Here is a 12,327-nt window from a genome sequence, read left to right on the forward strand (position 1 = left end):
TGCGTGGCAGCGCACGCGGTATCGTACGTTTTCCTTATTGCTCGCGCAGTTCGTATTGGAAAACGTACGCTTATCCGCACTCAGTGTACGTTTTCCAATACGAACTGCGTGACCGTGTAGTACAACGTACGCTGCCGAGCTGCATATTGCATGGGAACCCCCGCTCCGCACAAGGATCCTGCGCCGAGTTCCCCGCCCGGTCACACTCCGTACACGGCGTGCGTGGTGCGCCGCGTGGCCTGGGCGACCTCGGCGAGCGTCATGCCGGTGGCTTCGGCGAGCGCGGCAAGCGTGTAGGGGATCATGTAGGGCGCGTTGGTGCGGCCGCGGTAGGGCATGGGGCTCAGGTACGGCGCGTCGGTTTCGACCATGATGTGCTCCGGTCCGACGATGCGGGCGGATTGGCGAATGCCGTCATTGCCCTTGTAGCTGACCGTGCCCGAGAAGCTCAAGTACCAGCCGCGTTCCTTGGCGACCTGCGCCATTTCGGCGTCGCCCGAGTAGCTGTGAAACACCGTGCGCTCGGGGCTGCCGTCGGCCAGCAGCGTTTCGACGACTTCCCTGTGCGAGTCGCGGTCATGGATCTGCATGGGGAGATTCAGCTCTTTCGCCAGCGCGATATGCGCACGGAAGGCCTCGCGCTGCAGCTCCTTCGCCCCCTGCCCGGTACGGAACAGGTCCATGCCGGTTTCGCCGATGGCGACGACCTGGCCCGGGTAGGCTTTGGCGAGCCGCGCGACCTCGGCGAGCGCGTCCTCGAAGCTCGTGTCGTGATACGGCTTATACGTGACCGGCAGACCATCCGGCCCCGGCACTCCGCGGTGGCCGTGCAGCACCGCCTCGTTCGGGTGAATCGCAAGCGCCGCGTGCACGGTGGCCGGGTGGTCCAGCGCCATCTGCACGGCCGTCATGAGATTCGGCAGCTCGCAACCGACATCGATGATGCCTTCCACGCCTACCGCGTTGGCTTGGCTCAGCAGCTCGTCGACGCCGTACACCGGTACTTCCGGCTGGCCTTTTTCCTCGGCCTGCCGCTGCATCTCGCGGGCGAAGGGCACGACCGAGGCCACATGCGTGTGGTCGTCAATGACATGCGCGCCTTCGGGAAGCGGTTCGGGGACCGGCGCCCAGCTGCGTTTGCGATGATGATGGCTCATGCGACCTAGTGTATGCGCACCGGGTGCTTGCGTAAGGTCGACGTGCCCCATCTGGCAACCTGCGACCGGCACCTGCGACCGTCAGCGGATCGGAAGATGCTGGGGTCCTGGACGGATTGCCGCGTTTGCCACCGTAAAAACGCGGCAATCCGTCCAGGACCGGCGGTCGACGCGCAGTCGCACGGACGAAGCAGCCGAGAGCACGTCCCCACGGCAGCCGAACGCGCTGCATGAGCCCCAGCCCAGACCTCATCAGGAGTTGTTCAGCAGGCGCAGCACGCCTCGGCGGGCCTTGTGGCCGGCGGCTCGCAACCCGCTTCGTGCGCCGGTGTAGCCGAACTTGGCCATCAGCGCGCGAATCAGCTTGTCTCCTTCGCTGAAGACGAGCACGCTCAGCGCCAGCGCCCAGCAGATGAGCCATTCCATCGCCGAAAGCGGGCCGACGCCCAGAACCGCAGCCGCAGCCGGGATGTACATGACGGTCGCGTGCACGACCAGCGCCAGAACGGCCGCGACCAGCAGGAAGGGATTGCGCAGCGGGTTGAGCCGGAAGATCGAGATGTTCTCCGAACGCGCCGACATCGACATGAAGAAATTGAACAGCACCAATAAGGTCAGCGTCATCGTCCGGGCGGTCGTCTCTTCGTAGCCGCCGTCGAGCATCACGCGGAACATGACGAGAATGCAGATGGCCATCCACAGGCCGCACACGGCGGTTCTGGCCCACATGGCCATCGAGAGCAGCCCTTCGCTCGCCTTGCGCGGCGGCCGGGAAAGCTCGTCGCCCTGGCCGGGCTCGAAGGCAAGCGCGATATCCTGCACGCCGTTGGTGACGAAATTGATCCAGAGCATCTGCAGCGGCGTGAAAAGCAGCGGCATTTCGGCGATCACGTTGATGCCGACCGCGATCATGGCCGCCACCGCAGTGGAGAGCAGGAAGAAGGCCGATCCGCGAATGGCCTTGAAGGTGACGCGCCCTTCGCGCACCGCTTGCGTGATGGTGACGAAATTGTCGTCGGTGAGCACCACGTCACTGGCCTCGCGGGCCACGTCGGTCCCCGATTCCCCCATCGCGATGCCCACGGAAGCGGCCTTGAGCGCCGGGGCGTCGTTGACGCCGTCACCGGTCACCGCGACGGTGTGGCCTTCGTCTTGCAAGGCCTCCACGATGCGCAGCTTGTCCTGCGGGGACACTCTGGCCGCGATGGAAGTCTCCTTGAGACGGGCTTTGAGCACCTCATCGCTCATTTCGAGCATTTCGCCGCCGGTTATGGCGTTGTCGGTGTGGCGCAGCCCCAGCCGCTCCCCGATCGCCTGCGCGGTCAGCGGGTGATCGCCGGTGATCATCTTGACTTCGATGCCGGCCTGCGCGCATTGCGCAATCGCCTCGCGCACGCCTTCGCGCGGCGGATCGAGCATGCCCTCAAGCCCTAGGAAGATCATCGATTCCGGCTCGCGGTAATCCTGCGGGCGGGCATCCGGCCCGAGTTCTCGCATGGCTACGCCGATGACGCGCAGGCCTTTGCCGCCCATGGCTTCGTAGACCTCGTCGATGCGGGTGAGATCGATCGGCTCGGTAGCCGTGCTGCCGTCGCCGGCTTCGCCCGTCCCATCACCTTCAACGGCCATCGCCGCGCACATGGCGGCGACGGTATCGGGCGCGCCTTTGACATACTGCGTGTAGCTGCCATCATCGTTGCGTCGTATGGTCATCGAGTAGCGCAACTCCGGCTCGTACGGGGTCTCGAATGCAATCGACAGGTCGCGGTCGGCTTGCGAAACGGCGCCCATGTCGTCGGCCGCGCGGGCCATCGCCACGTCCACCGCGTCGCCGCCATAACGCACTTCGCCCGACGCTTCGACGTGCCGATGCGCCTCATTGGTCAGTGCGCCGGCACGCAGCAACCGCGCCACGCCGTCTTTCCATGGCTGTGACTCGATATCCTCCTGCGATCGGCATTCGTGCGGCTGCGCACCCCCGATCGAGCATGTTTCTACCGTCATGCGGTTCTGCGTGAGCGTGCCGGTCTTGTCGGATCCGATAACCGTGGCCGATCCCAGCGTTTCCACCGCAGGCAGCGTGCGCACGATCGCGTTGCGCCTGGCCATGCGCGAAACCGCCAGCGACATCGCCACGGTCAGCACGATCGGCAGCGCCTCGGGCATGGCTGCGACGGCCAGCGCGACCGAGGAGAGGAAGGCGTCGGTGGGGTTACCGTTGATGATCGTGCCGCCGATGAAAACGAACAGCGCCACGATGATGACCGCAATCGCAATGCCGCGCTCCGTGCGGCTCATGATCTGCTCCAACGGGGTCGAGGCGTGCGTGCCGATGACCAGATCGTTGATTTCGCCCAGCTCGGTGTTCGATCCGGTGCCGACGACGACGCCGCGGCCACGCCCGCCGGTCACCATCGTGCCGGAGAACGCAATCGATTTGCGATCGCCCAACGGGGCATCCCGATCGCTCGCCTTGGTGTTCTTGCTGGCGTCCTCGCTTTCGCCGGTGAGCATCGACTCGTCGATGCGCAGATTGTTGGCCTCGATCAGACGCAGATCAGCGGGAACCCGGTCGCCGCTTTCCAGCAGCACCACATCGCCCGGCACGATCGAGGGCGTCGACAGCGAAGTCACGCGCCCGTCGCGCACCACCCGGCTCGTCGGCGTCGACAGGGACGCCAATGCCCGCACGGCCTGATTCGCCTTGATCTCCTGATAGAAGCCGATGATGGCGTTAAGCAGCAGCACCACGAAAATCGCGATGGCATCCACATGATGGTCCAAGGCCATCGTGACGATGCCGCAGACGATAAGCACCGCGATCAGCGGGCTTTTGAACTGCAGCAGGAACACTTTCCACTTCGGGGTCGGCACGGCGGCTTCCAGCGCATTCTCGCCGAAGATGCCGAGCCTGCGCTTGGATTCCTCATTGCTCAGGCCGTTCGCCGTGGCGTGCAGGGCTTCCAGCGTCGCCTCGGGACTGAGGCTATGCCAGGCCTCTTCGGAAACCATCTCGTTCGTCATCGCGGCATCGTTCGCAGATGCATCATTCGCCGCATCAATGCTTACCGCGGTGCTATCTGATGCAGCGTCATCCGTCGCGGGATTATTCGTAAGGGTATTCGTCGTAGTAGTGTTCTTCACCGGTTCCTCTTTTGTCGCTGCACTTGTCATAGTCGCGCACGGCCTTTCATCGATCGTCATGGTCGGTTTCGGTCAGCAATCGCAGCGCATATGCCATATAATGCGCAAGTCCCCTCAGCAACACGTCCAGGATCAGCCGCAATCTCCACTACGAACGTAACAAACGCATGTAACGTCGCTCCTCTCTCGGTGAACATGCGGCGAACATACAGGTTGCGTCGCCGACGGCAGCCGGGAGCGCTCTCGCGAAGGATGCTGAACATATCGTTGCATCTGGGCGCCGCAAACGCACGGATCCTTCCAGCGGCGGACGCAGCCGGCATGGCAGGAGAGATTTGCCCGCCGTTGGGCAATGTCATTGGGGCCAGTGTCATTGGCAAAGAGAAACCCGGCGAGGGGAAGATCGCCGGGTTCAGAGAAGAGAGAAGAAGGGTTCAATTATGGGGTTTGTTCGGAACCTCACCGGCGACCATCCCGCCGACAAATCTTATATAACCCGCCATTTCTTAGAGGAACGATGGGTGAGTCTCAAAAAAACCTGTGAAACGTGTAACGAACATGTGACATGCGGGGATTCACCACGCGCTCGGCCCAGATGCCCGCATATTGCCCATATACGCTTCGCCGCCCTGCGTCTCCGCGACCGTTCTTCATCGGCGGCTCTCACCAGCGCGGCCAGCCGCGGCCCGAAACGGCCAACAGCGCACGGTAATGCCCCTTTCGTGACGCAAACCCACCCTGTAGCGTCACGAAAGGGGCATGACGCAGGGTTTGCTGCCCCTTTTGTGACGCTGAACCGCGGAAACCGTCACGAAAGGGGCGGTGCTCGGGCAGGACGGGCACCAACAGCGGTCGCTGCGTCTCATTTACGACAATTAGCTCCGGTTAGAGTCATAAACGAGACAGAGTCCCGCGGCAGCGACTATCAAGATCAGGACAAAGGCCCAGCTCTCAACAAGCAGCCGCATACGCCTCTGCCCCATCCGTCACGAAAGGGGCATGACGCAGGGTATATTGCCCCTTTCGTGACTGCTGGCTCAGCTCAGCGTCACGAAAGGGGCAGAGCGCCACATGGCGCGAACCACAACTGCCCTTATTTGCCTGCAACACCCGCGCTGCCGGCGCCATCCGCGTCCACGCCGGCGCCAGCACTCGAACCGCCATCCTCAAGCCTGGCCTTGGCGGCCTCGAAACGGGCCTTCTTGGCGGCCTCGCGCTCGGCCAGCTCGGCGTCGAAGCGGGCAAGCTCCTCGTCGACGGCCTCCTTGGGAATCTTGGCGAAGATGGGGACCGGCTTGGGCACCGGCGTGCCCGCCACCAGCGGCTCGCTGACCCACGGGTGCACGGTTTCGCCCATCACGTAGTCTCCGGTGATAATCGGGTAGTTGAAGCCGGGCTTGTCGAGATCCTCGACATCCTCGATGCGCGGCAGCGGCGAGAACGTGCCCTCGCCGCCCAGCGCCTCCCAGACCTTCTGCGCGGAATGCGGCAGGAAGGGTGCGAGCAGATGGTTCGCGTCGGACACGGCCTGCGCGGCCACATGCAGCACGGTCGCCAAGCGCTTCTCGTCGTTCTTGATCTTCCACGGCTCGGTGGATGAGATGTATTTGTTGGTGTCGCCGACCACGCGCATCGCCTCGGACAGCGCGTTCTTCTGGCGATGGCGCTCAATCATGCCGCCGACGATGTCGAAGGCGTCTGCCGTCTCCTGCAGGAGCGCCCGATCCTCCTCGGTCATCGAATCCTCGTCGAGCTCGGGTATCGCGCCGAAGTTCTTGTTGATGAGATTGGCGACGCGGTTGACCAGATTGCCCCAGCTTGCGGCCAGCTCCTCGTTGTTGTGGCGGACGAATTCGGACCAGGTGAAGTCGGAGTCGGAGCTTTCCGGGCCGGCCACCGAAATGTAGTAGCGCACGGCGTCCACCGGATAGCGGGCGAGGATGTCCTTGACGTAGATCACGATGCCGCGCGAGGAGCTGAACTTCTTGCCCTCCATCGTCATGAACTCGGAGGCTACGACTTGCTCGGGCAGATTGAGCGGGCCGAGTTCGCCGACCTCGCCGTCCTTCGAGCCCTGCCCGTTGTAGGCGAGCATCTCGGAGGGCCAGATCTGCGAATGGAAGGTGATGTTGTCCTTGCCCATAAAGTAGTAGGCCGGCGTCGAGGAATCGTTCCACCAGGCGCGCCAGGCCTGCGGGTCGCCCTGCCGCCGCGCCCATTCGATGGAGGCCGACAGGTAGCCGATCACCGCGTCGAACCAGACGTAGAGCTTCTTGTTCGGGTTGTCGATCCAGCCCTCGACCGGAATGGGGATGCCCCAGTCGATGTCGCGCGTGATGGCGCGGGGACGCACCTCCTTGAACAGGCCGAGCGAGAAGTTGATGACGTTCGTGCGCCAGCCTTCGCGCGTCTTGAGCCATGCGAGATTCGCCTCGGCGAGCGCCGGCAGGTCGAGGAAGAAGTGCTCGGTCTCCTCGAAGCGCGGCGTTTCGCCGTTGATCTTCGAAACCGGGTCAATCAGCTCGTCGGGGTCGAGCTCGTTGCCGCAATTGTCGCACTGGTCGCCGCGCGCGCCATCCGCGCCGCAGATCGGGCAAGTGCCTTCGATATAGCGGTCGGGCAGCGTGCGGCCGGTCGACGGAGAGATCGCGACCTTCTGCGTGCCCTTGTAGATGTAGCCGTTGCTCAGGCACTGCTTGAACATCTCCTGCACGACGCGCTCGTGGTTGCCGGTCGTGGTGCGGGTGAACAAGTCGTAGCTCAGGCCCAGATCGCACAGATCCTTGGCGATGACGCGGTTGTAGCGGTCGGCGAGCTGCTGCGCGCTCACGCCCTCGTTCTCGGCCTCGACCAGAATCGGGGTGCCGTGCTCGTCGGTGCCCGACACCATCAGCACGTCGTTGCCCTTCATGCGCTCGTAGCGCGCGTAGACGTCCGAAGGTACGCCGAAGCCGGCGACGTGGCCGATGTGACGGGGGCCATTGGCGTACGGCCAAGCGACATTCACCATAATATGAGTCATAATCCACGATTATCTGGCCCAGCGGGGACAGCCGCGCCTTTCCACCCGCTTGCCCAAGCTTATGCACAAATTTATGCACATCGAAAGGGTGTCATCGGGAAGTTATCCACATATCCACATTATTGCGACTTGGATGCATGGGCCGCACGCGGTGCTGTTACCGTCGCCTCATGATATACGCAACGATTTCATCTCCGCAGGCAGCGCGCACAGCACTGCCCTCCTCCACCCTGCCAACGGCGGCGGCATCCGCGTCGCGCACGCCGTTCCGTGCGCCGCTGAACATGCCTTCTCATATGCCGCCCGCGGTCTTGAAGGCCCGGGACCTCCCCGGCCCGATGATCCTGCATCGCCTCGCATTCGTCGGGGCCGTGCGCAAGCTCGACAATGCCAGCGCCTATCTGACCGAAGACGCCAACACGCTCTATGGGCGCGGTGCCATCGTCCGTTCGGTCGCGCCTTATGGCACAATCTGCTGCGCCGTGACCGCGGCCTGGGTGTGGCTGGGCGGCGAATTCCCCAAAACCATCGACATCGTCTCGACATCGCATTTTCGCACGCTGACGTACGGCCGCAAGATCCGCGTGTTCAACCGCAATGCGCCGGCAGAGCATCTCACTTCGATCGGTGACCTGCGCATCACCACGCCGCAGCGCACCGCATGCGATATCGCGCTGCTCAGCGAAGAGGAGGCGGGAGACATCTACGCCAACGAGATGGTCTGCGCGCTTATGGAGACTTACGGATTCCGTCCCACGGATTGCCTGGACATTCTGGCGGCCAACCGCTTCTGGCAGAACTCGCCCCGCGCGAAGCAGTTCTTCCGCATCATCGAGCATTGCTTCTGAAGGCGGTTCCTCAGCCCGTCAATCCCTCACTCTTAATCCCTTTAATCCCTTTAATCCCGTGCAGTTCCACCACTCGCACCAACCTAGGAGGTACGATGCCCGCAATGATGCCATTGGCAGCGTCAAGAACCACGAGGCCTGCGCACGCAGAAAACCGAACGCGCCGACGGCTGAAGTCGCTTCGGGGAAGCCCCGACGCCGCAGCGCTCGCCCCTCGGCCCGGGAATCCCGGCCATCTCAGCCGGATTGGCGCTGGAACCGGCACAGACACAGATGCTGGCACACATACAGCTGCGACGCGTAATGCCGCAAATGGAGACGCAGCCCGTGCAGCCGGCGCAGCCCGCACAATCCGCACCGCACGCCGCCTTGAGCCGCCGCGTCCGCCGCTCGCCCTGACGCCATTGCTGGCATGCGAGACGGCAGACGAGGATATCCTATGGCATATCGCACACGAAGCGCCCGAGCTGCGCCGCTGGCTCGTAGCCAATCCCCACGCCGATGCGCTGCTGCTCGAATACGTGGCGCAAGCCAGCGGACCGGGAGTGAATGAGGCTTTCCACGTGTTCTTCGCGTCGATGGACGAATCAGTCGACGGGCCAGCAGACAGACCAACAGACAGACCAACAGACGGACCAACAGAATCAGCATGATATGGCAGCGCGCAAATGACGCGCAACGGCGAAACGACGGGATGGCACTGACGGAACGACACCACATAAAGCACTGAAACAACACGGAAATGCCTGAGGAGCACCACGGCGCAGACGCCCGTCTGCAGCGATGCCAGCCGACTGCGCCTCATGCGTCCATGGCAGCCCTGGTGCTAGACTCGTTCACCAAACCTTGAGCCGGCCATCGGAATTTCCCCGGCCTTAAGAATGACGGAGGTGGCGCAAAGGCCACCCGGGCACCGTCCTTGCCGGTCCCATGTACGACGCATGGGCCGTTGGAATTACTAGTCGTTCGTGCCGTGGCAGAGGGTCTGCACACGGGTTGTGGAGGAAGGCCATCCACGTGCGCGATGCCGTTTCCGTCCCGAGTTCATTACAGGAACCCGCAAAGGTCATACCGTAACAGAACGGAGGTTGTGATGACACCATCGCAGAACCAGAATCACCAATCGGCGCATCCCGCATATCAGCGCTCAAAATCGAGTCGCACGCGAGTCAGGAGCGCATCAAAGACGCCGCGCATGCGCCGGATCCACTTGCGCCGGCACCGGCTGAGAACCAGCGATGTCACGGTCGTGGAGCGCAGCACGCTGCAACAGGCGATCGGCGGAACCGTAGTCGGCAATTTCATGGAATGGTACGATTTCGGCGTCTACGGCTACTTGGCCGTGACGATGACCAGCGTGTTCACGAAAGGACTGCCGCAGAATCTGGGGCTGCTGGTGATGCTGCTGGGATTCGCCGTCAGCTTCCTGGTGCGGCCCGTGGGCGGCGTAGTCCTCGGGCCGCTCGGCGACCGGATCGGCCGGCAGAAGGTGCTGTTCTTCACGATGGGGCTCATGGCGGTTTCCACCGCGCTGATCGGCGTGCTGCCGACGGCCGCGCAGATCGGCGCATGGTCGGTGGCGCCGCTCTATGCGCTCAAAATGCTGCAGGGCTTCTCGACCGGCGGCGAATACGCCGGCGCGACCACCTACATCTCCGAGTTCTCGCCTGATAAGAAGCGCGGCTACTACAGCGCCTGGCTCGACATGGGCTCGTATCTCGGCTCGGCGTTCGGCGCGGCGACCGTCGCCGTCGTCACGATGATCGCCACGAATATCGCCGGCCCGAACGCCATGGTCGATTGGGGTTGGCGCGTGCCGTATCTGCTGACGATCCCGCTGGGATTCGCCGCCATCATGCTGCGTACTCGGATTCCGGAAACCCCGCAGTTCGCCGATCATATGAAGCGTCAGGCCGAGGAGTCGGCCGTCATGGGCCAAACCGCTCAAGACATTGCGCAAGCGACCCAGTCGCAGGCACACGATCCTGAACACCCTGCCGAGGCATTCCAGCCGACCGAGCCAAAGCCCGTCGAACTCCAACCTCTTGCGGCACACGATACCCCCGGCACGCTGCGCTACGTCATCCACCATCATTGGCGCGAACTGCTGACCAGCGTCGCGATCGTGGCCGCCACGAATACGGCCGGGTATGTGCTCACGAGCTATATGCCGACCTATCTCGAAGAGGAAGTCGGCACCTCCACCACGATGGCCGCAGCCGCAACCGTCCCCGTGCTCATCATCATGTCGCTCAGCCTGCCGCTGATCGGGCGTCTTTCCGACCGTATCGGCCGCAAACCGGTCTACGCCGTGGCCATCATCTCGACCCTTGTGTTGATGATGCCCGCTTTTCGGCTGCTGCACACCGGCGATTTCTGGGCCATCCAGCTCGCGCTCGCGCTCATCGCCATACCGGTGGCCTTCTACGCCGGCGTCTCGGCCAGCACCTTGCCCGCCTTGTTCCCCACCGATTCGCGTTTCGGCGGCATGGGGCTTTCGTATAATTTAGCGGTGTCCGTGTTCGGCGGCACCACGCCGCTCGTGTCCCAAGCGCTGATCCAGCTCACCGGCAATCACTATATGCCGGGCATCTACATCATGGTCTTTGGCTTCTTCAGCGCCATCGCCGTGATCGTGATGAAGGAATCCTCGAAATCCCCACTGCCTGGTTCGCTGCCGAGCGTCGGCACCAAGGCCGAGGCCGTGCAGCTCGTGCGCACGCAGGACGAGAACCCGCTGATCGATACCACGAGCATGCCGATGCCCTTGGTCACCGTGGAAATCCCCGCCGGTCAGAACATGCCGCAGCAGCCCGAAGCCATCAGACCGGTGACGGGCGCGGTTTCAGATTCGCGTCAGGCATAGCAGATGCCTGCATCTGGCGGAATGCGCTGCTCAATGAAGCGGCAGCGATCCCGCTGGCCATGCTGCCACACTGTCCTACTGGCCTACTGGCCATAGTCAGGTCAGAGAATGCGGGCCAAGGGAGCATAACGCAAATGCCCGAGTAACTCACGGCACCCCTCACTCGCCGTCCCGCAGCGCCAGCACGGCCGCGTAGACCTCTTTGCGGCTTGCCAGCGAGCCGTCCGGCAGCGGATGCTCGACGACCAGCTTGGCGATGGCATCCTTGACGCGAATGCCTTGGGCTTTCGAGCGTTCGGCGGCCAGCGCCGCCAAGGCATCGATGCTGAGCACGTCGGGAGATTCCTGCGCGGCCGTCTCATCGTCTGCTCCGCCGATGACGAGTACGATTTCGCCGCGCGGCGGATTGTCGACGACGCTTTGACGAATCTCGTTGATGCCGCCACGGCGAATTTCCTCGTAGTCCTTGGTCAGCTCGCGGCACAGCGCCATCGGCCGGTCCGGGCCGAACGCGGCCAGCAGATCGTCCATCGTTTCGGCGATGCGATGCAAGGTTTCGTAGCACACGATGGTGCGCCGCTCGGCACGCAGCATACGTAGCCGCTGCATGCGTTCGGCGTGCTTGCGCGGCACGAAACCCTCGTAGCAGAAGCGGTCCGTGGGCAGGCCGGACAAGGCGAGCGCATCGAGCACCGCGCTCGGGCCGGGCGCGCAGGTCACCGGAATGCCGCGCTCGATGGCGCGACGGACGATGGCTAGCCCCGGGTCGTTGATGGTCGGCATGCCCGCATCGGACACCACCAGCACGCTGGCGCCTTCGGCCACCTGATCGAGCAGCCCGTCCGCCTTGTTGCGCTCGTTGTGGTCGTGATAGGAGATGACCTGGCCACCCACATGCACGCCTAGGCGGTTGGCCAGATCGTACAGCCGCCTCGTGTCCTCCGCCGCGACGATGTCGGCGCGTTCCAGCAGCGCGACCAGCCGCGCGGAGGCGTCGGCCGTGTTGCCGATCGGCGTCGCAGCAAGGATGACAGTGCCGGAGGGAATCGGCACGGCCTTTTCTGGGCGCTGCTCGACCTGCGACGGCGACGGCGACGGCGGCTGTGCGTGCGTCGATGCTGTGCCTTTTTGCGTCAAGGGCGGTTCCGATGCCGACTCCACGACCGGCGCTGAACCCGCCGCCGGTGCTGCCGCCTGCGCGGATTGCGTATCTTCCGTTTCCATGATTTCCAGTATCGCGCGATGTGTCCACAACGGGTATTCGCCACTCGGGTCTGCACTATGCTCCCA

7 protein-coding genes are annotated in these 12,327 nt (G+C 63.6%); 3 read left to right on the plus strand and 4 right to left on the minus strand.

Going from position 1 to position 12,327, the window contains the following annotated elements; genetic code table 11:
• Nucleotides 1-200: 200 nt before the first annotated feature.
• The 3 genes from BISU_RS10145 to metG all read right to left on the minus strand — a co-directional run bounded on the left by BISU_RS10145 (nucleotide 201) and on the right by metG (nucleotide 7,323).
• A complete protein-coding gene (locus tag BISU_RS10145) occupies nucleotides 201-1,157 on the minus strand; it encodes a TatD family hydrolase (RefSeq protein WP_024463872.1) in 957 nt (318 codons plus the stop codon).
• Between the two features lie 252 nt (nucleotides 1,158-1,409).
• Nucleotides 1,410-4,301: a cation-translocating P-type ATPase gene (locus BISU_RS10150; protein WP_226839112.1), complete on the minus strand. Its 2,892-nt coding sequence runs from the start codon at nucleotides 4,299-4,301 to the stop codon at nucleotides 1,410-1,412.
• 1,093 nt (nucleotides 4,302-5,394) lie between these two features.
• Nucleotides 5,395-7,323 carry a methionine--tRNA ligase gene (metG, locus tag BISU_RS10155; protein ID WP_024463870.1) on the minus strand — a complete coding sequence of 643 codons (1,929 nt, stop codon included), beginning with the start codon at nucleotides 7,321-7,323 and terminating at the stop codon, nucleotides 5,395-5,397.
• Between the two features lie 170 nt (nucleotides 7,324-7,493).
• On the opposite strand from metG, the gene BISU_RS10160 reads away from it, so the two are divergent.
• The 3 genes from BISU_RS10160 to BISU_RS10165 all read left to right on the plus strand — a co-directional run bounded on the left by BISU_RS10160 (nucleotide 7,494) and on the right by BISU_RS10165 (nucleotide 11,037).
• Nucleotides 7,494-8,171, plus strand: coding sequence for a hypothetical protein (locus tag BISU_RS10160; RefSeq protein WP_024463869.1), 678 nt, complete (start codon nucleotides 7,494-7,496; stop codon nucleotides 8,169-8,171).
• Nucleotides 8,172-8,575: 404 nt separating this feature from the next.
• Nucleotides 8,576-8,824 carry a variant leucine-rich repeat-containing protein gene (locus BISU_RS13265; RefSeq protein WP_226839111.1) on the plus strand — a complete coding sequence of 83 codons (249 nt, stop codon included), beginning with the start codon at nucleotides 8,576-8,578 and terminating at the stop codon, nucleotides 8,822-8,824.
• Between the two features lie 440 nt (nucleotides 8,825-9,264).
• Nucleotides 9,265-11,037, plus strand: coding sequence for an MFS transporter (locus BISU_RS10165; RefSeq protein WP_202805590.1), 1,773 nt, complete (start codon nucleotides 9,265-9,267; stop codon nucleotides 11,035-11,037).
• 159 nt (nucleotides 11,038-11,196) lie between these two features.
• Here the strand turns inward: BISU_RS10165 and rsmI are convergent, their stop codons facing one another.
• Complete coding sequence (rsmI, locus tag BISU_RS10170) at nucleotides 11,197-12,261, minus strand: 16S rRNA (cytidine(1402)-2'-O)-methyltransferase (protein ID WP_024463867.1); 1,065 nt, start codon at nucleotides 12,259-12,261, stop codon at nucleotides 11,197-11,199.
• Between the last annotated feature and the right edge of the window lie 66 nt (nucleotides 12,262-12,327).

The organism is Bifidobacterium subtile (genome assembly GCF_000741775.1).
Lineage (GTDB): Bacteria > Actinomycetota > Actinomycetes > Actinomycetales > Bifidobacteriaceae > Bifidobacterium > Bifidobacterium subtile.

Bases quoted from the DNA above. Each gene is read 5' to 3' on its own strand.
- BISU_RS10145 (WP_024463872.1), bottom strand. From the start codon at position 1,157: ATGAGCCATCATCATCGCAAACGCAGCTGGGCGCCGGTCCCCGAACCG.
- metG (WP_024463870.1), bottom strand. From the start codon at position 7,323: ATGACTCATATTATGGTGAATGTCGCTTGGCCGTACGCCAATGGCCCC.
- BISU_RS10160 (WP_024463869.1), top strand. From the start codon at position 7,494: ATGATATACGCAACGATTTCATCTCCGCAGGCAGCGCGCACAGCACTG.
- BISU_RS10165 (WP_202805590.1), top strand. From the start codon at position 9,265: ATGACACCATCGCAGAACCAGAATCACCAATCGGCGCATCCCGCATAT.
- rsmI (WP_024463867.1), bottom strand. From the start codon at position 12,261: ATGGAAACGGAAGATACGCAATCCGCGCAGGCGGCAGCACCGGCGGCG.